The sequence below is a fragment of the Mesorhizobium sp. LHD-90 genome (assembly GCF_030929505.1).
Classification (GTDB): domain Bacteria; phylum Pseudomonadota; class Alphaproteobacteria; order Rhizobiales; family Rhizobiaceae; genus Kumtagia.
This window is the reverse complement of sequence record NZ_JAVFVV010000004.1, coordinates 138,449-158,516: the sequence shown is the minus strand read 5'-3', so window position 1 is coordinate 158,516 and position 20,068 is coordinate 138,449. Positions and strand designations below refer to the sequence as shown.

Sequence of the window (20,068 nt, the reverse complement as noted above, 5' to 3'; positions counted from 1 at the left end):
GATGACGGCCGCCCTGCCCCGCAGCTTCGCCGGCCGACGTCTCCAGGCTGGGGTCGCCGCCGCCGTGCTCATGCTGGCCTCGAGCGTACCCGCCGCCACCGAAACCATTCCGCTTTCGAGCACGCAGACGCCGTCCGAGATCGAAAAGTTCTGCACCGGCATTGCCGACGCCGCGCGCGACCGCCGCTACTCACTGCAGGCGATGGAACTGAAGAAGCTCAAGGACGACATCGACCAGCGCATCAAGCGGCTCGAGCAAAAGCGCGCCGAATATGAGAGCTGGATGAAGCGGCGCGAAGTGTTTCTCGCCCAGGCCGAGGACGGCGTGGTGAAAATCTACGCCACGATGAAACCCGACGCCGCCGCCGAGCGGCTGGCCGAGCTCAACGTCAAGCTCGCCGCCGGCATCCTGATGAAGCTCGATTCGCGCAAGGCGGGCGTCATCCTCAACGAGATGGACAGCAAGGCCGCCGCCACGCTCACCGGGATCATGGCGAGCGCTGCCCGCAGGGAAGACCCGTCATGAGAACAATCCTCGCGCTCGCCGCGCTTGCCCTGCTCGCCGGCTGCAGCAGCAGTTTGAAGGAAGTTAACAAGGCGCCCTCCATGTCGCCGGTCGGATCCGGCGTGGCGCTCGTGCCTTCCTCGGAGAGCGGCTACGCCGAGCCACGGTCGCAGCCGGTGAAGCGCTTTTCGCTGTGGAACGACAAGCAGAGCCGGCTGTTCACCGATCCACGCGCCATCACCACCGGCGACATCCTCACCGTCCGTATCTCGATCAGCGACCGCGCAAAATTCAAGAACGAATCCGACCGCAGCCGCGTGGCGGAACGCTCGATGGACCTCACCTTCTCCGGCGACTGGAACGGCACCAAGACAGGTGAGGCGAGCGGCTCGGGCGCCATCGGCTCGACCACCGTCACCGACGGCAAGGCCGCCACCGAGCGCTCCGAAGACATCAATCTCAGGGTCGCGGCCGTCGTCACCGACGTGATGCCCAACGGCAACCTGATGATCCACGGTTCGCAGGAGGTGCGCGTCAACTACGAATTGCGCGTGCTGACCATCGCCGGCATCGTCCGGCCCATGGACATCGGGCCGGAAAACACCATCGCCTACGACCGCATCGCCGAGGCGCGCATCTCCTACGGCGGCCGCGGCCGCCTGTCGGAAGTCCAGCAGCCCGGCTGGGGCCAGCAGGTCGCCGACCAGGTTCTTCCTTTCTGATCCCGCTGCGACGATGGCCATCACCGACCAGACCGCCCCACCTGCGAAAGGTCCGTCCATGATCGTGCAGCTTGCCGTGCTGCTGGTCATGACGGCGGCGGCCGTCGGCGGCGGCTGGTTTGCCGGCGGCTATCTCGGCATGGAAGGCGCCGAAGCCGCCACCGGGGGCAAGGCCGCCGCGGCCGACCACGGCACGGCTGCCAAAGGCGGGTATGGCGCCGCCGCGGGTGGCGAAGCCAGCCATAGTGATCAGGCGGCCGGCAATCCGCTGCTGGTGCCGCTGGCGCCGATGACCACCAACCTCGCCGCGCCCAGCAAGATCTGGGTGCGCATGGAACTCGCGCTCGTGCTCGATGCGCCGCAGCCGGCCGAGCTTGTCGAGGCTGTCCACCAGGATCTGTTCGCCTATATGCGTACGCTGAAGCTGCACCAGATCGAGGGGCCGAGCGGCTATCAGCACCTCAAGGCCGATCTCGAGGATCGCGCCCGCGTCCGCAGCGACGGCCATGTCCGGCAGGTGCTCATCAGGACGCTGCTGTTCGAATGAAGCGCTTTTTCCTGACCCTTCTGGCGCTTCTCGCCGCCACCGGTGCGGCCAGCGCCCAGCAGATCGACCTCGGCCAGATCGGCCAGGCCGACGGCACCACCATCGGCTACATCATCCAGATGTTCGGCCTGATCACGGTGCTGTCGATCGCGCCCGGCCTGCTGATCATGGCGACAAGCTTCACCCGCTTCGTCATCGCCTTCTCGATCCTGCGCGCCGGCATCGGCCTGCAGACCACGCCGGCCAATCTGATCCTGATCAGCCTGTCGCTGTTCATGACCTTCTACGTGATGGCGCCGACCTTCGATCGGGCCTGGAACGACGGGGTCAGGCCGCTGATGGCCAACCAGATCGACGAGACGGTGGCGCTGGAGCGCATCTCCGACCCGTTCCGCGACTTCATGATGCGCAACGTCCGCGACAAGGACCTCGACCTGTTCGCCGACCTCGCCCGCGAGCGCGGCCAAACGGTGTCGGTCGAGAATGTCGACCTGCGCATCCTGGTGCCGGCCTTCATGATCTCGGAGATCCGCCGCGGCTTCGAGATCGGCTTCCTGATCGTACTGCCGTTCCTGGTGATAGACCTGATCGTCGCCACCATCACCATGGCTATGGGCATGATGATGCTGCCGCCGACGGTGATCTCGCTGCCGTTCAAGCTGCTGTTTTTCGTGCTCATCGACGGCTGGAACCTGCTGGTCGGCAGCCTCGTGCGATCTTTTATGTAGCGTTTACCTTTTACGAAACGTTCACCTTTCGACTTACGCGTTTGGTAGGGACTCCCTGCGATGTTCCCCCTCGCATGGCGGGGGTGATCTTATTCGATCATGGGCATGATGCCGCACCGTCATACCGGTCGAGCCGGTATGCCTGTTCAGTATGATTACGAGTAAGGTCCAGTATCATGGCCAGTATCATGACCAATGCGTCGGCAATGACGGCGCTCCAGACCCTCAACGCCACCAACAAGAACCTCGAAGCCACCCAGAGCCGCATTTCCACCGGCTTCCGCGTCGCCGAGGCGGCCGACAACGCCGCCTACTGGTCGATTGCCACCACCATGCGCTCCGACAACAAGGCGCTGTCGACCGTTCAGGACGCGCTCGGCCTCGGCGCCTCCAAGATCGACACCGCCTATACCGGCATGAACAAGGCGATCGAACTGGTCAACGACATCAAGACCAAGCTGGTGGCCGCCAACGGCGCCTCGGCCGCCGACAAGGAAAAATACGACATCGAGATCAAGGCCCTGCAGGGCCAGATCAAGAGCTATGCCGATTCCGCAACCTTCTCCGGCGCCAACTGGCTGTCGGTCGACACCACCAGCGGCCACGCTGCCGCCGGCACTTTCGATGACGTCAAGATCGTCGCCTCCTTCAACCGCAACGCTGCCGGCACCGCGTCGATCTCGACCATCGACGTGAAGGTGCAGGACATCAAGCTGTATGACGGCGGCTCGACCGACGGCACCACCGACGGCATCCTCGACGCCGTGCGGCTCGGCACCACCGGCGCCCGCCAGGCGGCTGCCTCGGCTCCGACGGCCGGCACCGACGCCGCGACCGACACCTATACGGTCTCGACGCTCTCGGTGAAGGGTTTCAGCGATGCGCAGATCACCAAGATGCTGACGGTGACCGAAGCGGCACTGAAGGAAATGACCACCGCCGCGACCAATCTCGGCGCCGTCAAGACCCGTGTCGACCTGCAGAAGACCTTCACCTCCAGCCTGATGGACTCCATCGACCGCGGCATCGGCCAACTCGTCGACGCCGACATGAACAAGGAGTCGACCCGGTTGCAGGCCCTCCAGGTCCAGCAGCAGCTCGGCATCCAGGCGCTGTCGATCGCCAACGGCAACTCGCAGTCGATCCTGTCGCTGTTCCGCTAAGCGAACCGTCCAGGCAACATCTTTTTGGCGGGCCGCGTTCCGGGGGGGAGCGCGGCCCGCCTGCTTTACGTATGGCGCGACGAAGTCGCCGCCATTGGAACATTGAGCAGCCGCCGGTTCCGTCCTTCGTAAAATCGGGCATTTACCGCCGCTTAACCATAACGCTTATGCGTTTGGTAAACCTGCGCCGTCATAGTCGGCCGCGACAATGACGGGTTGATCACCAGAAATCGATCATGGGCATGATGCCGCGCCGTCATACCGGTCGATCCGGTATGCCTGTTCCGTACCGCTTACTGTCAGGTGAGTATCCATGGCCAGCATCATGACCAACGCCGCGGCGATGACCGCGCTGCAGACCCTCAACGCCACCAACAAGAACCTCGAAGTCACCCAGAGCCGCATTTCCACCGGCTTCCGCGTTTCCGAAGCCGCCGACAACGCCGCCTACTGGTCGATCGCCACCACCATGCGCTCCGACAACAAGGCGCTGTCTACCGTTCAGGACGCGCTCGGCCTCGGCGCTTCCAAGATCGACACCGCCTATACCGGCATGAACAAGGCGATCGAACTGGTCAACGACATCAAGGTCAAGCTGGTAGCCGCCAACGGCGCATCGGCCGCAGACAAGGAAAAATACGACATCGAGATCAAGGCCCTGCAGGGCCAGATCAAGAGCTATGCCGACGCCGCGACATTCTCCGGCGCCAACTGGCTGTCGGTCGACACCACTAGCGGCCATACCACCGCCGGCACCTTCAACGACATCAAGATCGTCGCCTCCTTCAACCGCGACGCGTCGGGCGCGGTGACGCTGTCGACCATCGACGTGAAGGTGCAAGACATAAAACTCTACGAAGCCTACACCACCGCCACAGGCTTGAACGACGGCATTCTCGATGCCGACCGTCTCGGCACCACCGGCGCGCGCAATGCGACAGCGCAAGCCCCGACGGCCGGCGCCGTGCCGGCCGCCGGCGACACCTACAAGGTCTCGACGCTGTCGGTGAAGGGTCACAGCGACGCGCAGATCGGCCAGATGCTGACCGTGGTGGAAGCCGCGCTCAAGGAAATGACCACCGCCGCGACCAATCTGGGCGCGGCGAAGACGCGCGTCGACCTCCAGAAGACCTTCACGTCGAGCCTGATGGACTCGATCGACCGCGGCATCGGCCAGTTGGTCGACGCCGACATGAACAAGGAATCGACCCGCCTCCAGGCCCTTCAGGTGCAGCAGCAGTTGGGCATCCAGGCGCTGTCGATCGCCAACGGCAACTCGCAGTCGATTCTGTCGCTGTTCCGCGGCTAAGACCCCGCCGCCACCTTATTTCTGAACTTAAAGGGCCGCGCTTCGACCGAAGCGCGGCCCTTCCCTTTTGGCCATCCGCCTCTGCCGGTTAACCGAAACGGCCACGTCACCGTAGTCGCTTAAGACGGCGTTAACCATGTTGCTTGTACTCATGGTTAATCAAGGCTTACGCCTGCCCGTGGAATGCGCCAATATCCGGTGATTCGGCGGCGGCTTGGGATGGGGTGGTTTCGTGTCTAGCATCATGACGAACGCATCGGCGCTGACGGCGCTGCAAAGCCTGAGCGCGACCAACAAGCAGCTCGATACCATTCAATCCAGGATTTCCACCGGCTACCGGGTCGCCGAGGCCGCCGACAACGCCGCCTACTGGTCGATCGCCACCACGATGCGCTCCGACCGTGGCGCCATGTCCACGGTGCAGGACGCGCTCGGCCTCGGCGCCTCCAAGGTCGACACCGCCTACACCGCGATGAACAAGGCGATCGAGCTGGTCAACGACATCAAGGTCAAGGTGGTGGCCGCCACCGGTGCCACGCCGGCCGACAAGGAGAAGATCCAGACCGAAATCTCGGCCCTCCAGGGCCAGTTGAAGAGCTACGCCGACGCCGCCACTTTTTCCGGCGCCAACTGGCTGTCCGTCAGCTCCACCGTTGCGGCAGGCCACACCGCCGCCGGCGTCCACAACGACGCGCAGATCGTTTCGGCCTTCAACCGCGACGCCGCCGGCAACGTCACGCTCGGCACAATCAAGATCAAGGTGCAGAGCATAAAACTCTACGATGCCGGCGCCGGCGCCGCCGACCAGGTCAACAAGGGCATTCTCGAAGGGCTGCGCCTCGGCACCACCGGCATCCGCGCCAACACCGCCACCAACCCGACCACGCCGGGCGCCGCGCCCGCCGCCAATGACGGTTATGCCGTCGCCTCGCTGACGGTCGTCGGCTACGGCGACGCGCAGATCGCGCAGATGATCAGGGTCGTCGACGAGACTTTGGGCGAGATGCAGGACGGAGCCGTCATCCTCGGCGCCGCCAAGAAACAGATCGACCAGCAGAAAACCTTCATGACGAGCCTGATGGACTCGATCGAGCGTGGCGTCGGCCAGCTCGTCGACGCCGACATGAACAAGGAATCGACCCGCCTCCAGGCGCTCCAGGTGCAGCAGCAGCTTGGCATACAGGCGCTGTCGATCGCCAATTCCAACGCCCAGCGCGTGCTCTCGCTGTTCCAGAACGGGTAAAACCGGCACTAAGTGCTCCATGACCATCGGGCCGCGCATCGCGCGGCCCGATTTCATCCTCGCACAAGCTTCGATCGTTAGGCTCTGCCCCGGAAAGCCGTGTGGAGCCGTGATCCGTGCCCGAGCAACTCCAGAAGATCGTTGCCAACCTGCAGGCTTTCGGCCCGCGCCGCCTCGCCATCATGGGCGGGGTCACGGCGCTGGTGCTCTCCGTGCTGGCCGTCGCCTCGATCTATCTCAACCGGCCGGCCTTCGAGACGCTCTATGTCGGCCTGGAGCGCTCCGACGTGAACCAGATCGGCCTGGTACTGGGCGAAGCCGGCATTGCGTTCGACGTCGCCTCCGACGGCACCACAGTGCTCGTTCCCGCCGGCAGGACGGCCGCCGCGCGCATGCTGCTGGCTGAAAAAGGCCTGCCGACCAGCGCCAATGCCGGCTACGAGTTGTTCGACAATGTCGGCTCGCTCGGCCTCACCTCCTTCATGCAGCAGGTGACGCGCGTGCGCGCGCTCGAGGGCGAGATCGCCCGCACCATCCAGTCGATCAACGGCATCAAGGCCGCGCGCGTGCACCTGGTCATGTCCGAGCGCGCCTCCTTCCGCCGCGACGAGCAGCAGCCTTCCGCTTCCGTCGTCATCCGCGCTGCCGATCTGGACGCCGCCAAGAGCGCCAGCGCCATCCGCTACCTGGTCGCCGCCGCGGTGCCCGGGCTCGGCGTGGAAAAGGTCACCGTGCTCGATTCCAGCGGCACGCTGTTGGCTGCCGGCGACGATCCCACCAATTCCAGCGCCAGTCGCTCGCTCGGCGTCGAGCGCAATGTCGAGCTGCAGATCGAGGACAACATCCGCCGCGCGCTCGCCCCCTATCTGGGGCCGGAAAATTTCCGCGCCAGCGTCAAGGCAGACGTCAACACCGACATGCGCCAGTCGGAGGAGACGATCTTCGATCCGGAATCGCGGGTCGAGCGCTCGGTCCAGGTGGTGCGCTCCAACGAGAACACCAGCCAGCAATCGGCGGCCGCGCCGGCCTCCGTCGACCAGAATTTGCCCGAAACCGAGGCGCCGATCACCGCCGGTCCGCAATCCTCCGAGCAGAGCGAGCGCAAGGAAGAAACCACCAACTACGAGATGAACTCCAAACGCATCTCGACCACCAGCAACGGCTACACGTTGACGAAGCTGTCCATCGCGGTCGTGGTCAACCAGCAGCGGTTGGCCGCGATCCTCGGCGAGGGTGCGACGCCGGACAAGGTCGCCGAACGCATCGCCGACATCCAGAAGGTCGTCGCCTCGGCCGCCGGGCTGGACGAGGCGCGCGGCGACAAGCTGAACGTCTCGGCAGTGGAATTCATTGACGGGCTGGACGGCAGCGAGATCGCCGGCCCGGGCATCATGGATTCGATCGGTCGGCATACCGGCACGATGATCAATGCCGGCGCTTTCATTGCGGTGGTGTTCCTGCTCGCCTTCTTCGGCCTGCGCCCGATGGTCGCCGCGCTACAGAGGCCGGCCGGCGCGCCGGCGCTCGCCGGCCCGTCCTTCGACGAGGTGCAGCGCTCGCTGCCCAATCCGGAAAGCGCCGGCGCCGAGGTCACCGCCCTGCCCGGCCGGTCCAGCGCGACGACGCCGCTCGACGATCTGCGCCAGAAGCTGAAGCCCGCGCCGCAGGAGCGGCTGGCGCGCATGGTCGACTTGAACGAGGAGCGCACCGCGCTGATCCTGCGCAAATGGGCCGCGCCGGAAGCGGCGGGCTGATCCGATGGCGGCCCTCAGACTGATCGATGCCCTGCCGGATTTCGGAGCGCCAGCCGCGCCCGCGCCAGGCACGCCGCGCGCTCCCGCTCCCCCTTCGCCGGCTCCGCAGCCGCCGCAGGTCGATGTCGACGCGATCGTGCGCGCCGAGGTCGAGCGCGCCGAGCAGGCGCTGGCGATGCGGCTGGCGGTCGAGCACGAGGCGGCGCTGCTTGCCGAGCGGCGGACCCACGCGGAAGAGATCGAGGCGCTGTCGCACCGGCTGGGCGAGGACGCCGCGACGGCCATCGCCACGCGGCTCACCGAACTGGAGCGCGGCGTCGGCGAACATGTGTCGGCGACGGTCGCGCGCATCCTCGGCGGCGTGCTGGCCGACGACCTGCGCCGCCGCTCCATCGAAAGTCTCGCCCGGTCGATCGACGCCGCGCTACGCGACGCCGACAGCCTGCGCATTGAGGTGCGCGGCCCGCGATCGCTGTTCGAGGGACTGAGCCAGGCGCTGGCGGGCCGCGCCGCCAACCTGCACCATATCGAGACCGACGGCTTCGACCTCTCCGTAGCCATCGACGGCGCCGTCTTCGAGACCCGGCTGGGCGAATGGTCCGGCGTGCTGTCGGAGATTCTCGAATGAGCGCCGATTCCCCGCACGAGATCGTCATCGTCCGGCGCGGCCACGGCGACCACGACGACGACCATCATGGCGGTGTCTGGAAGATCGCTTTCGCCGATTTCATGACCGCCATGATGTGCTTCTTCCTGGTCATGTGGCTGATCAACGCCTCGAACGAGGAGACAAGGGTAGCGGTCGCCAGCTATTTCAACCCGGTCAAGCTGGTCGACCGCAACGCCGGCCGCAGAAGCATCGGGGACGAGGGCGACGGCTCCGAACAGGTGGGCAGCGAGACGGAGAAGAATTCCGAGGGCGGCGAGGCCGAGGCCGGCCCGTCGACCAAAGAAGGCACCGTGCAGAGCTCCGAGATCAAGAAGGAGGCCGACGAGAAGCTTTTCTCCGACCCCTACGCCGTGCTGGCCGAGATCGCCTCCGACACCGGCATCAAGCAGAACATCAGCGAGAACGGCGACGGCGGCGCGCAGGTGGCCGGGCCGGCGACGGGCGCTTCGGGCGGCGAGGCTTACCGCGACCCGTTCGCGCCGGATTTCTGGTCGCAGCAGGTTGCGCTGCCGAACGAGGCCGAGGCCAGTGCCGAGCCGCGGCGCACCGAGGACGGCAGCCCCGGGACCGAGGCGGCCGCGAGGCCGGACGCGGGCGGCGAAACTTCTGCTCGCAACGCCATTGAACAGCCGCGGGCGGAAAAGACCCCGCCCGCCGCCGCTCCGAAAGCCGATGCCGGGACCACGGCGAAACCGGCGGAGCCTGCGCCGCGGGAGAAACCGGAACCGACGCCGGCGGCAGAGAAGGCCGCCGACCAGATCCGCCGCGAACTGGCAGAGGAACTTCTGCCAAACGACAAGATGAAGGACGGAATTTCGGTGGTGGCCACCGACAAGGGCGTGCAGGTCTCCGTCACCGACCAGCTCGAATTCGGGATGTTCGAGATCGGCTCGGCCATGCCACGCCGCGAGCTGGTGCTCGCCATGGAAAAGATCAGCCAGGCGATCGGCAGGCAGAAGGGCACGGTCACCCTCAGCGGCCACACCGACGCCCGCCCCTACAAGGGCAACGGCTACGACAACTGGCGGCTGTCCACCGCGCGCGCGCATTCGGCCTACTACATGCTGGTGCGCGCCGGCCTCGACGAAAAGCGCGTCACCGAAGTGGCCGGCTTTGCCGACCGCAAGCCGAAGGACCCCGCCAATCCGCTGGCGGCAGTCAACCGCCGCATCGAAATCCTGCTCGAGATCGGCGGATGAGGTTTCTGGCGACCGCCGCCGGCCTGCTGGCCGGGTGCCTGCTCGGCGCGCCGGCGGCCGTCGCGCAGCCGACTGACGGCGCGCCGGATCTGGCGCCCTACCAGATGGTGCGCTCGCTCCAGCATGTGCAGGACCGCGTCGCCGTCGGAGACCACGCGGCGCTGCCGATCCAGCGGCGGCTGCTGGAGATGATCGATGCGCGGCTGCGCGAGGCCAGCGCTGCCGAACTCATGCAACCGGCCAATCTCCAGGCGATGCTGGTCTACGCCATGAGCGGCGGAAACCCGGCGACGCTGAAATCGATCCTGCTCAGGCTGCATCTCGGCGAGCGCGACAGCCGCATCGCCGCCGGCATCCTGGGTTATCTCAACGGCGGCACGCGCAACGCCGCCGGCGCGCTGCGGCCGATCGATCCGATGGCGGAGCCGGCCGAGATCGGCGCCTTCATCGCGCTGCTGAAAGGTTCCCTCGCTTCGCTCGAGGATCCCAACGGCGCGCTGAAGCTGCTCGACCAGGCGCGGCTGCTGTCGCCCGGCACGCTGGTCGAGGAGGCTGCACTGCGCCGCTCCATATCGCTGGCCGCGAGCGTCGAGGACCCGGAGCGCTTCCTGCGCGCCATCGACCAATATGCGCGCGGCTACATCCGTTCCCCCTATGCCAGCCAGTTCGCCGACGCACTGGTCGCGGGCGTGATCAAACTGAACGACCGGCTGGACCTCTCCTCGGTGGACGCCGTCACGCTCCTTATGAACCCCGAGCAGCGCAAGGTGATCTATCTGCGCATCGCCCGCCGCGCCGTGATCGAGGGCCATGTCGCCTTGTCCAAATACGCCGCCTCCAAGGCGGAATCGGTGATCGTGCCCGAAAGCCACGAGACGGACCCGCGCCTCCTGCTCTACACCAGCCTCACCGGCGTGGCCGAGGAACCGACGGAGGCGATCCGCCAGCGCATTTCACGCATCGACCGGGGAAAACTGTCGGACGGCGACCGCGAACTGCTCGATGCGGTGCTGGCTGTCAGCGAGGGCATCGTCAGGACGCCCGCGGCGTTGGCGCCCCCCTCGCCACCGGCGGCTGACGCGAAAGGACCCGCCGCGACGGCGCCGGGCGAAGGCGCGTCCCAATCTATCGAGCGCGGTCCCGAGCCCGAAGGCAGCGCGCCGAACCGGGCTGCTTCGCCCGGCGAGACCTTGCCGCAGGTGGTCGAGGCGCCCGCCCAGCCGCCCGCGGACCCGGCGCCTGACGGCGACGATGCACCGGTTGAGCAGGCGCAAGCACTGGCGGCCGAGCCTGGCACGCGGCGCGCCGCAGCCCAGGCCGAAGAGCCCACCGAGGACCATGCGGCCGCCGCTCCCGCCATAGCCAAAAGCCCGGATGCGGCGAAACCCGCCGATGCTGTCGACATGACGATGGCTGAAGGGCGCAAGAAGCTTGCCGAGATCGATGCCTTGCTGTCGGGAGCCGAGGATTGAAGACCAGCAACATCGCCCCTGCTTCGCCTTTGGCGAAACCCACCAGGCACGGCGGTCCGGCGCGGCGCGACGACGCGGGTGCCTTCTCGCACTTCGTCCGGCAAACCGAAGCGCAGGCGAAAAGCTCGTCAGCGAATGCAGAAGGCGCGGCCGTTGCGGCCCATGCTACATCCGCCGGCGACAAAAGCCCGCCGCATGCCGAGGAACTCAAAACGCCGATCGCCGCGGACCCGGAAAGCACTGGACAGCCCCATCCTCTCCCCGCCGCTGCTGCCTCCGGGCGATACAAGGCCGATGTCGCAGAAAGGGAAACCGACGCCGGTGACGAGGATCGTCGGCAGGATCCGCACGCAGCCGATGTCCCGGTGTCCGTTCCCCCCGCACCTGCCCTTACCGCGCCGGTGCCGCCGTCCCTCGCGCCTCTACCCGCGCAGTCCGCGCCTCTGGGGTCCGCGACAGTGGAATCCGCGCGGGCCGCATCACCCGATGCGGTTGCGGATGCAGCCGAATCCACCTCCTTGCCCGGCGCACCGCTCCCGGCGTCCGACGGTGCGTTGAAGGCACCCGCAAACCAGGGCAAAACCGTCGCACCCGATGTCCGGCATGCCGTTCCCGACAAGGCTGATCGGCACGCCCGCGCTGCAGCCATCGGCAGCGCGACGACGTCGGGCGATGACGCCTCCTCCACACGCCCCGTTTCCGACCGGCCTTCGATCCCGGCGGCGTCGACTTCGCCTGGTCCCGCAGAAGCGTCCGCGTCTGCGGCCCCTCCGGGAAGCGCCGTCGCGGCCATCGGGCGCGGCCTCCCGCCGGCAGTCCGATCCCGCAGCGAAGCGACAGACGCGCGCGCGTCTGTCAGAACGCCAACGGAGGGCGAAACGCCGCTTTCGCGCGACGCCGGGACGCCCCGCCGGCAGGTGGGCGCCGCACCGGCTGGCGACAACCCGTCGACAACTGCAAAACCGGCCCCGGCGGGCCCAGGGACGCCGACGTCGACCACAGCCCAGCCACAAGGCAACCAGGCACAAGTTCCATCCGCCATCGTCATTTCAGACGTGGACCTGTCGGATGGCCGCCCTGATTTCACGCCAAGATCTGCGAAGGTACAGGGTCCCGGCCCGGCCATCGGCCGCACATCCGAACCCTCACAACCGTCGCGGACCGTTGCTCCCGGCGATGGCGACCGCTCCTTCTCTTCCGAATTGACCGCCGCCGTGGCGCGGTATGCGACGCGCCGGCCCGCGGCGGAAACCGCAACGCGCCAGCCGGTGCAGCAGCATGACACGCTCTCCGGTGCGGCCGCGTCAATCCCGCAGCCCCCACGCCCCTCGGCCGCCGGGCCTGAGCGCTCGCGCACGCTCGTCGCCAGCGTCCTTTGGACCAAACATTCGTCGGCGGCGGGTCCGTCTCCCGGCGCAGACCAGCTTCAGGACGGCGCCGGGCCGCTGGAGCTCGCAGCAGCGCCGGCGGATGGAACGGGCGTTCATCCGGATGAGCCTGCCGACGAGCACATCGCCCAGCCTGACGCGTCGGCCAAAACGGAACCGGCGCTGCAACTCCTGGCGGCAGCCGCCACGGCGAGGCCCGCCGTTCCGCCAGCTCAGCAGCCCTCCCCAGCGCTGGCGCTAACCGCCGCGATCCTGACGGAACCGACATGGCGGCCCGCGCCTGTTGCAGTGGCGACACACCCCTCATCCCTTCTCGCACCCCTTGCTCCGAGGACGCTCGAGCTGCAGCTCAATCCCGAACATCTGGGGGCGTTGACAGCTACCTTGAGCATATCCGGAACTCAATTGAAGGTTGAAATCCGCGTTGCCACGCGTGAGGCGCATGACCGTCTCAAGGGTGAGGAGCAGGTCATCGAAAAGGCAATCCGATCGCTGGGCTACGAAGTGGGTCAGGTCACCGTTATACAATCTTTGATTGCATCAAATGCATCAGCGCGCGCCGATGCGGCTACCCCGCCCGGCCTCCCGCAAGGCCGCGACCAGCCGCCAGGCGGTACGCCAGGCGACGGCGGCGAACGGTCGGGCGGCCATCATGGAGGGCGCAGTGAAGAAGACGGTTCGCCGGTGTTCGCCGGCACGGCTCGGCGCGATGCTGATCGCGGCAGCGGCGGCCTTTACATCTAGCGCCGCCGCGACAGGCGTCGCTTCCGCCGCCGGCAACCCCTGCGAGCCCGAGATCCTGCGCGCCGCCGACCGCTACGGCGTACCGGTCGGCATCCTTTACGCGGTCGGGCTGACGGAAACCGGAAACAAGGGGAGCCTTCAGCCCAACGCCTTGAATATAGAGGGAAAAGCCGTCTTCCTCGAAAGTCCGCGACAGGCGCTGGCCGCCTTCGCCAAGGCGCGCGGCGAAGGCAAGACGCTGATCGATCTCGGCTGCATGCAGATCAACCACCACTACCATTCGCAGCATTTCGCCAGCGTCGCCGACATGCTCGATCCGCGCAAGAATGTCGACTACGCCGCCCGCTTCCTGGCCCGCCTACATGCCCGGCACGACACCTGGTCGATGGCCGTCGCGCGCTATCATGCCGGACCGGACAACGACCCGGCACAGAAGCGCTACGTCTGCCGCGTCATCGCCAACATGGTCGCCACGGGCTTCGGCAAATGGACGTCGAACGCCCGCTCGTTTTGCAACCATAGATAGCTCTCTGGCCGACTGCGCCCACACGGCGGTCCCCCCTCCTGCGCGCATTCATATATGAGATGATTCCGATACAACCTTGCAAGTGCGAAACAACTTTTACGGGCATCCATTCCCAAGAAACCATCCACAAGAAATAGTGATATTTCGGGGTGGCGGTCACGATTACGCCTTGAATCGCAAATCGCTGCGAATGATTCGAAAGGCGGGGGCCTATGATCGTGATCGTGGACGAGCGCAAGCTCGTCACTGAAGGTTATTCCTCACTCTTTGACCGAGAAGGCGTGGCAACCACCGGTTTCAGGTCGGGTGAGTTCGGCGAGTGGGTTTCCAGCGCGCCCGACGAGGATTTGAAGTCGGTCAGGGCATTCCTGATCGGCGACTGCGGCAGCGAAAACCTCTTGCCGCGCGCCCTGCGCGACCGCACCGGCGCTCCGGTCATCGCGCTCAGCGAACAGCATTCGCTCGAAAACACGCTCCGGCTGTTCGACTCGGGCGTCGACGACGTCGTCCGCAAGCCGGTCCACATCCGCGAGATCCTGGCGCGCATCGCCGCCATCCGCCGCCGCGCCAGCGACGAGCACAAGCCGGCCGAGATCGGCCGCATGCGCATCTTCATGGATGGCCGGGATCCCGAGATCGATGGTGTGCCGCTGCCGCTGCCGCGGCGCGAGCGCCGCATCCTCGAATATCTGGCGGCAAACAGCGGCCGCCGCGTGACCAAGACGCAGGTCTTCAACGCCATTTACGGGCTTTTCGACGAAGAGGTCGAGGAGAACGTGGTCGAAAGCCATATCAGCAAGCTGCGCAAGAAGCTGCGCGAGCGGCTGGGCGCCGATCCGATCGATTCGAAACGGTTCCTCGGCTACCGGCTGGTCGTGTGATGTCCGCGCCCGTTCCGGAGGCGCCGGCGGGCCGCTGCCACGCCGACAGCCTCGCGCAAGACAGATTGGCTACCCTCGGGTCCAACGGCCTGGATCATGAGGAGACCTCCCGATGAGCCTTTATGGAATGATGCGCACCGGCGTCTCGGGCATGAATGCCCAGGCCAACCGGCTTTCTTCCGTCTCGGACAACATCGCCAATTCGAACACCACCGGCTACAAGCGCTCGAGCACCGAATTCTCGTCGCTGATCATACCGACCACCGGCAGCAACTATACGTCCGGCGGCGTCACCACCACGGTGCGCAACGCCATCTCGCAGCAGGGCGACCTGCGCTTCACCACCTCGTCCAACGATCTCGCCATCAACGGCAACGGCTTCTTCATTGTCCAGGACGCCGACGGCCAGACCTTCATGACCCGTGCCGGCGCCTTCACGCCCGACGACGAGGGCCGGCTGGTCAACGCCGCCGGTTTCCAGTTGATGGGCTACAGCTACTCCAACGGCATTCCCAGCGCCAACGCCAACGGTTTCGGTGGCCTCGAAGCCGTCAGCGTCAAGATCAACGAGACGACCGCCGCGCCGAGCCGGCTCGGCATCTTCAGCGCCAACCTCCCCGCCAGCGCCGACATCGTGCCTGCGGCCGAGCGGCCGTCGCAGAACGCCGCCACGGCAAAATTCTCGGCGAAATCCTCGCTGCTCGCCTACGACAATCTCGGCCGCGAGGTGCTGCTCGACGTCTACAGCACCAAGACCGCCAGCAACACCTGGGAAGTCACCATCTACAACCAGGCCGACGCTGCGGCGAACACCTCGTTCCCCTACAGCAGCCCGGCGCTGGCGACGCAGACGCTCTCCTTCGACGGCACCACCGGCCAGCTTACGGCGGCCAGCCCGAAGGACATCACCGTTGCCGTTCCCGGCGGGCAGAGCTTGACGCTCGACCTTGCCAAGATGACCCAGCTCGGCAAGGACTACACGGTCAGCAAGGCCGAGATCGACGGCTCGGGGCCGAGCACGATCGACACGGTGGAAATCGCCAGCGACGGCACCGTCTTCGCGCAGTTCAGCGACGGCTCGATCAAGGACCTCTACCGCATCCCGCTCGCCAGCGTGCAGAGCCCGGACCAGCTCAACGTCCTGTCCGGCAACGTCTTCTCCGAAAGCACATTGTCGGGCTCGGTGCAGGTTGGCTTCGCCGGCGAAGGCACATACGGCGCGATCGTCTCCGGCGCGCTCGAAAGCTCGAATGTCGACGTGGCGGAAGAACTCACCAACATGATCGAGTCGCAGCGCAGCTACACGGCCAATTCGAAAGTGTTCCAGACCGGGGCCGACCTGATGGATGTCCTCGTCAATCTCAAGAGGTAGCGTCGCGGGCCGCGGCGCGCCTTCGGGCGCCCGCGGTAAAGCGGGCCGCCTGAAAGTCCTTACACATGTCGCTTTCCGCCGCCCTCAACATCGCCCAGTCGGCGCTCCTCAACAACGGGCGCCAGACCAGCGTCGTCTCGCGCAACGTTCAGGACGCCAAGAACCCCGACTATACCAGACGCGTCGCGCTGGTCTCCAGCATGGCTCCGGGCAGCCGGGTGGTCGACGTCCAGCGCGCCACCAACGAGCAGTTGTTCCGCCAGAACCTTGCTGCGCTCTCGGCCTGGAGCGGACAGGGCACACTATCCGCCGGCCTTGAGCAGCTCGAAATATCCGTCAATGGCGTCGACAATAGCTCGACCGCCGCAACTGCCATCGGAAAACTCCAACAAGCATTGCAGACCTATTCGGCCTCGCCGTCGAACCGCAGCCTGGCCGAAAACGCCATCGACGCCGCACGCCAGGTGGTGCGTTCGCTCAACGACGGCACTGCCGCGATCCAGACATTTCGCGGCGACGTCGACGGCCAGGTCGCCACTGCCGTCGGCGAGCTCAACCAGTTGCTCGCCCAGTTCAAGGACGTGAACACCGCGGTCGCCGCGGGCACGCGCGCCGGCCGCGACGTCAACGACGCGCTCGACCAGCGCGACGCGCTGCTGAAAAAGATTTCCGAATATGTGCCGCTGTCGACCCTGTCGCGCGGCGACAACGACATGGTGCTGATGACGAAGGACGGCGCCACGCTGTTCGAGGGCGTACCACGCACCGTCTCCTTCCAGGCGACAGCGGCCTTCGGCGCCGGCACCAGCGGCAACGCCGTCTATGTCGACGGGGTGCCGGTACGTCTCGGCTCAGGCGGCAACACAGATGCCTCGGGCAAGCTCGCCGGCCTGGTGCAACTGCGTGACGGCGTCGCCGCACAGATGCAGGGCCAGCTCGACGAGATCGCACGCGGCCTGATCTCCGCCTTCGCGGAAAAGGGAACTGCCGTGCCCGACAGGCCCGGCCTGTTCACCTGGCCGGGCGCGCCGGCCATGCCCGCCGCCGGCACGCTGGCCGACGGGCTCGCCGGCTCGATCCGCATCAACGCCGCCTTCGATTCGAGCGCCGGCGGCAATCCGGAACTGCTGCGCGACGGCGGCGCCAACGGCGCGGCTTATGTCGTCAACACCGGCGGCAATGCCGGCTTCGCCGATTTGATCATCGCCTATGGCGACCGCCTGGGCCAGCCCATGGCCTTCGACACGGCGGCGGGGCTGACCACCAACATCAGCCTCAGCGCCTATTCCAGCGCCTCGATCGGCTGGTTCCAGGCGGTGCGCAAGGACGCCTCGGAGGGCGCCGAGACCAAGGAGGCGCTGGCGGCGCGAACCCAGGAAGCGCTCTCCAACGCCACCGGCGTCAATGTCGACGCCGAGATGGCGCTGCTGCTCGAGCTCGAACATTCCTACGAGGCCTCGGCGCGCATCATCAAGGCGGTGGACGAGATGCTCGCCACCCTGCTCGCGGCGGTCGGGTAGCGCCCATGAAGATGACCTCCGTCTCCACAGCCGCCCTGTCGCAATCGCTGCGCTACTCGCTGCTGCGCGCGCAATCGGACCTGATGAAGGCGCAGAAGGAGTTGCAAACCGGCGTGCTTGCCGACACCGGGCTGGCGCTCGGCGCGCGTACCGCACAGACGGTTTCCTTCACACGCGACTTCGAGCGCATGCAGGGCATCGTCGATTCCAACACGCTGATCTCGTCGCGGCTGAAATCCAGCCAGGACTCGCTGACGCAGATCCACGAGGCGGCGCAGAGTTTTCTCTCCACGCTCACTACCAGTTCCTCTGGCGACGCGGTGGGCGACGTCACCCGCTCGGCGGCAAAGATCATGCTGGAGCAGTTGACCAGCGTGCTCAACACCAGCTTCAACGGCGAGCATATCTTTGCCGGCACCAATACCGACGTGACGCCGATCGACGATTTTTCGGCGCCGGGCTCCCCCGCCAAGGCGGCCTTCGACGCCGCCTTCCAGGCGCATTTCGGTTTCGCCAAGACCGATGCGGCGGCGGCCTCGATCACCGCCGCGCAGATGGATGCCTTCCTGACCGCCGCGGTCGAGCCGCAGTTCCTTGGCGTCGGCTGGATCGCCAACTGGTCCAGCGCCACCGACCAGCGCATCGTCAGCCGCGTCACGCTCACCGACACCACGGAAACCTCGGTCAGCGCCAACGATCCCGGCCTCCGCAAGCTGGCCATGGCTGCCGCCACCATCAGCGACCTGTTCGACAGCGAAATCGGCGCCGGCGCCCGCCAGGCGCTGTTGGAAAAGGCCGTATCACTGGTCGGCGAGGCGGTCGGCAACATCGCCGACCTGCAAGCCACCACCGGCATCCTGCAGAAAAGGGTGAGCGACGCCAGCGACCGGCTCGAGGTGCAGATCGACCTGTTCGAACGCCAGATCGGCGACATGACCGGCGTCGATCCCTACGAGGCCAAGACGCGCGTGGACGCCCTGCTCGGCCAGATTGAAGCCTCCTACGCGCTCACCGCGCGCCTACAGCAACTCAGCATCCTGCGTTTCATCAGCTAACCCGGCGGCAAACCGACGATGTATCAATTCTCCTACGCCGACATCCAGACCGACTCGGTCGCCGACGCACGGGATCGCGAGCGCCAGTTGCTCAACCGCTCGATCGCGCTGCTCAGCGAGGCCAGGCAGGCCGGCGCCGACTCGCTGAAGGCGATCGAGGCGCTGCATTTCACCAACCGCCTATGGACCACCTTCGTCGAGGACCTCGGCAATGCCGAGAACGCGCTGCCGAAGGAATTGCGTGCCAACCTCATCTCCATCGGCCTGTGGCTGCTGCGCGAGGCCGAAGAGGTCCGCCAGGGCCGCTCGCAGAATTTCGAGGGGATCATCGAAGTGTCGCAGATCATCCGGGACGGAATACGATGAAACCGACGCTGAAGATTTCGCTGAAGCCCAACGAGAAGATCTATCTCAACGGCGCCGTCGTGCGGGCCGACCGCAAGGTGACGATCGAGCTTCTCAACGACGTGCAGTTCCTGCTGGAAAGCCACGTCATACAAGCTTCCGAAGCCTCCACACCGCTGCGCCAGCTCTATTTCATGGTGCAGATCATGCTGATGGAGCCGGAGGGTGCTGCGCAAGCGCGCGACATGTTCCGCAAATCGCTGCCGCTGCTGATCGCCAGTTTCGAGGACCCGCAGATCAGCGCCGCCCTCAAGCAGGTCGATGCGCTGGTGAGCCAGGGCTCGGTGTTCGAGGCGCTGAAGACCATCCGCTCGCTCTACGGGCTGGAGGCCAAGGCGATGGGACATGCCAACGATGCCGCGACGAATGTGCGACCGATCGCGATGGGAGCGCGCGCCTGATGACGTCGCCGGTCAATGCAGTGCAGACGAACACTGCGAACAAGACATCCACATCGAACGATGCGGCCGCCAAAACCTCGGTCGACTACCAGTCCTTCCTGCGGCTGCTCGTCGCGCAGATGAAGAACCAGGATCCGACCAACCCGATGGATTCGACCCAATATGTGGCGCAGCTCGCGTCCTTCAGCCAGGTCGAGCAGTCGATCCAGATCAACAGCCGCCTCGACCAGCTTCTGCAGGCGTCGACACTCGCACAGGCCGATGCCCTCATCGGCCGTACCGTGACCTCCGCCGACGGCAAGACCAGCGGCACGGTGACCGAGGTGCGATTGACGAGCAGCGGCGCCGTCGCCGTGCTGGAAAGCGGCAAGCAGATCACCGTCGGCCCCGGCATCGTCATTTCGCCGGGCAAATAGTGCCGGAAGTACCAGCTTGAAACTTGAAGCGACCCCTCACCGAATCAA

General features: G+C 66.2%; 20 protein-coding genes. All 20 read left to right on the top strand.

Annotation, left to right across the window (positions count from 1 at the left end; translation table 11 throughout):
* Position 1 precedes the first annotated feature (1 nt).
* The 20 genes from RB623_RS06670 (at position 2) to flgD (ending at position 20,020) form a co-directional block, all read left to right on the top strand.
* The gene (locus tag RB623_RS06670) at positions 2–526 is read left to right on the top strand and encodes a MotE family protein (RefSeq protein WP_308055992.1); all 525 of its coding nucleotides are present in this window, start codon (positions 2–4) and stop codon (positions 524–526) included.
* The gene (gene flgH / locus RB623_RS06665; protein WP_308055991.1) at positions 523–1,227 is read left to right on the top strand and encodes a flagellar basal body L-ring protein FlgH; all 705 of its coding nucleotides are present in this window, start codon (positions 523–525) and stop codon (positions 1,225–1,227) included. Before RB623_RS06670 ends, flgH begins: the two co-directional genes overlap by 4 nt.
* A 13-nt stretch (positions 1,228–1,240) precedes the next feature.
* The gene (locus RB623_RS06660; RefSeq protein WP_308055990.1) at positions 1,241–1,774 is read left to right on the top strand and encodes a flagellar basal body-associated FliL family protein; all 534 of its coding nucleotides are present in this window, start codon (positions 1,241–1,243) and stop codon (positions 1,772–1,774) included.
* Complete coding sequence (fliP, locus tag RB623_RS06655) at positions 1,771–2,502, top strand: flagellar type III secretion system pore protein FliP (protein ID WP_308055989.1); 732 nt, start codon at positions 1,771–1,773, stop codon at positions 2,500–2,502. Before RB623_RS06660 ends, fliP begins: the two co-directional genes overlap by 4 nt.
* A 176-nt stretch (positions 2,503–2,678) precedes the next feature.
* A complete protein-coding gene (locus tag RB623_RS06650; RefSeq protein ID WP_308055988.1) occupies positions 2,679–3,665 on the top strand; it encodes a flagellin in 987 nt (328 codons plus the stop codon).
* A 313-nt stretch (positions 3,666–3,978) separates the two neighbouring features.
* Positions 3,979–4,974, top strand: a complete 996-nt coding sequence (locus tag RB623_RS06645) for a flagellin (RefSeq protein ID WP_308055987.1) — start codon at positions 3,979–3,981, stop codon at positions 4,972–4,974.
* Between the two features lie 232 nt (positions 4,975–5,206).
* On the top strand, positions 5,207–6,217 hold the full coding sequence (locus RB623_RS06640; RefSeq protein ID WP_308055986.1) for a flagellin: 1,011 nt from the start codon (positions 5,207–5,209) through the stop codon (positions 6,215–6,217).
* Positions 6,218–6,333: 116 nt separating this feature from the next.
* Positions 6,334–7,971 carry a flagellar basal-body MS-ring/collar protein FliF gene (gene fliF, locus RB623_RS06635; RefSeq protein ID WP_308055985.1) on the top strand — a complete coding sequence of 546 codons (1,638 nt, stop codon included), beginning with the start codon at positions 6,334–6,336 and terminating at the stop codon, positions 7,969–7,971.
* Between the two features lie 4 nt (positions 7,972–7,975).
* A complete protein-coding gene (locus RB623_RS06630; protein WP_308055984.1) occupies positions 7,976–8,599 on the top strand; it encodes a hypothetical protein in 624 nt (207 codons plus the stop codon).
* The gene (locus tag RB623_RS06625; RefSeq protein ID WP_308055983.1) at positions 8,596–9,840 is read left to right on the top strand and encodes a MotB family protein; all 1,245 of its coding nucleotides are present in this window, start codon (positions 8,596–8,598) and stop codon (positions 9,838–9,840) included. Before RB623_RS06630 ends, RB623_RS06625 begins: the two co-directional genes overlap by 4 nt.
* Positions 9,837–11,312 (top strand): chemotaxis protein MotC, encoded by a 1,476-nt coding sequence (locus RB623_RS06620; protein ID WP_308055982.1) that lies wholly within the window; start codon positions 9,837–9,839, stop codon positions 11,310–11,312. Before RB623_RS06625 ends, RB623_RS06620 begins: the two co-directional genes overlap by 4 nt.
* Positions 11,309–13,444, top strand: a complete 2,136-nt coding sequence (locus tag RB623_RS06615) for a flagellar hook-length control protein FliK (RefSeq protein WP_308055981.1) — start codon at positions 11,309–11,311, stop codon at positions 13,442–13,444. The genes RB623_RS06620 and RB623_RS06615 overlap by 4 nt, the downstream gene beginning before the upstream one ends.
* Positions 13,410–13,970 (top strand): transglycosylase SLT domain-containing protein, encoded by a 561-nt coding sequence (locus RB623_RS06610; protein ID WP_308055980.1) that lies wholly within the window; start codon positions 13,410–13,412, stop codon positions 13,968–13,970. The genes RB623_RS06615 and RB623_RS06610 overlap by 35 nt, the downstream gene beginning before the upstream one ends.
* A gap of 212 nt (positions 13,971–14,182) precedes the next feature.
* Positions 14,183–14,851 (top strand): response regulator transcription factor, encoded by a 669-nt coding sequence (locus tag RB623_RS06605; RefSeq protein ID WP_308055979.1) that lies wholly within the window; start codon positions 14,183–14,185, stop codon positions 14,849–14,851.
* Positions 14,852–14,963: 112 nt separating this feature from the next.
* Positions 14,964–16,223: a flagellar hook protein FlgE gene (locus RB623_RS06600; protein WP_308055978.1), complete on the top strand. Its 1,260-nt coding sequence runs from the start codon at positions 14,964–14,966 to the stop codon at positions 16,221–16,223.
* A 65-nt stretch (positions 16,224–16,288) separates the two neighbouring features.
* Complete coding sequence (gene flgK / locus RB623_RS06595; RefSeq protein WP_308055977.1) at positions 16,289–17,743, top strand: flagellar hook-associated protein FlgK; 1,455 nt, start codon at positions 16,289–16,291, stop codon at positions 17,741–17,743.
* A gap of 11 nt (positions 17,744–17,754) precedes the next feature.
* Entirely contained in the window at positions 17,755–18,798 is a 1,044-nt protein-coding gene (locus RB623_RS06590; RefSeq protein WP_308056199.1) for a flagellar hook-associated family protein, read from the top strand.
* 18 nt (positions 18,799–18,816) lie between these two features.
* The gene (flaF, locus tag RB623_RS06585; protein WP_308055976.1) at positions 18,817–19,164 is read left to right on the top strand and encodes a flagellar biosynthesis regulator FlaF; all 348 of its coding nucleotides are present in this window, start codon (positions 18,817–18,819) and stop codon (positions 19,162–19,164) included.
* The gene (gene flbT / locus RB623_RS06580) at positions 19,161–19,604 is read left to right on the top strand and encodes a flagellar biosynthesis repressor FlbT (RefSeq protein WP_308055975.1); all 444 of its coding nucleotides are present in this window, start codon (positions 19,161–19,163) and stop codon (positions 19,602–19,604) included. The genes flaF and flbT overlap by 4 nt, the downstream gene beginning before the upstream one ends.
* Positions 19,604–20,020 carry a flagellar hook assembly protein FlgD gene (gene flgD / locus RB623_RS06575; RefSeq protein WP_308055974.1) on the top strand — a complete coding sequence of 139 codons (417 nt, stop codon included), beginning with the start codon at positions 19,604–19,606 and terminating at the stop codon, positions 20,018–20,020. The genes flbT and flgD overlap by 1 nt, the downstream gene beginning before the upstream one ends.
* Positions 20,021–20,068: the final 48 nt, after the last annotated feature.

What these genes read in the sequence shown, in the direction of transcription:
- fliP (WP_308055989.1), top strand. Translation starts at nt 1,771, where the DNA reads ATGAAGCGCTTTTTCCTGACCCTTCTGGCGCTTCTCGCCGCCACCGGT.
- RB623_RS06605 (WP_308055979.1), top strand. Translation starts at nt 14,183, where the DNA reads ATGATCGTGATCGTGGACGAGCGCAAGCTCGTCACTGAAGGTTATTCC.
- RB623_RS06650 (WP_308055988.1), top strand. Translation starts at nt 2,679, where the DNA reads ATGGCCAGTATCATGACCAATGCGTCGGCAATGACGGCGCTCCAGACC.
- RB623_RS06600 (WP_308055978.1), top strand. Translation starts at nt 14,964, where the DNA reads ATGAGCCTTTATGGAATGATGCGCACCGGCGTCTCGGGCATGAATGCC.
- RB623_RS06610 (WP_308055980.1), top strand. Translation starts at nt 13,410, where the DNA reads ATGCTGATCGCGGCAGCGGCGGCCTTTACATCTAGCGCCGCCGCGACA.
- flaF (WP_308055976.1), top strand. Translation starts at nt 18,817, where the DNA reads ATGTATCAATTCTCCTACGCCGACATCCAGACCGACTCGGTCGCCGAC.
- RB623_RS06620 (WP_308055982.1), top strand. Translation starts at nt 9,837, where the DNA reads ATGAGGTTTCTGGCGACCGCCGCCGGCCTGCTGGCCGGGTGCCTGCTC.
- flgK (WP_308055977.1), top strand. Translation starts at nt 16,289, where the DNA reads ATGTCGCTTTCCGCCGCCCTCAACATCGCCCAGTCGGCGCTCCTCAAC.
- RB623_RS06590 (WP_308056199.1), top strand. Translation starts at nt 17,755, where the DNA reads ATGACCTCCGTCTCCACAGCCGCCCTGTCGCAATCGCTGCGCTACTCG.
- flgH (WP_308055991.1), top strand. Translation starts at nt 523, where the DNA reads ATGAGAACAATCCTCGCGCTCGCCGCGCTTGCCCTGCTCGCCGGCTGC.
- RB623_RS06645 (WP_308055987.1), top strand. Translation starts at nt 3,979, where the DNA reads ATGGCCAGCATCATGACCAACGCCGCGGCGATGACCGCGCTGCAGACC.
- RB623_RS06660 (WP_308055990.1), top strand. Translation starts at nt 1,241, where the DNA reads ATGGCCATCACCGACCAGACCGCCCCACCTGCGAAAGGTCCGTCCATG.
- RB623_RS06630 (WP_308055984.1), top strand. Translation starts at nt 7,976, where the DNA reads ATGGCGGCCCTCAGACTGATCGATGCCCTGCCGGATTTCGGAGCGCCA.
- RB623_RS06670 (WP_308055992.1), top strand. Translation starts at nt 2, where the DNA reads ATGACGGCCGCCCTGCCCCGCAGCTTCGCCGGCCGACGTCTCCAGGCT.
- RB623_RS06625 (WP_308055983.1), top strand. Translation starts at nt 8,596, where the DNA reads ATGAGCGCCGATTCCCCGCACGAGATCGTCATCGTCCGGCGCGGCCAC.
- flbT (WP_308055975.1), top strand. Translation starts at nt 19,161, where the DNA reads ATGAAACCGACGCTGAAGATTTCGCTGAAGCCCAACGAGAAGATCTAT.
- flgD (WP_308055974.1), top strand. Translation starts at nt 19,604, where the DNA reads ATGACGTCGCCGGTCAATGCAGTGCAGACGAACACTGCGAACAAGACA.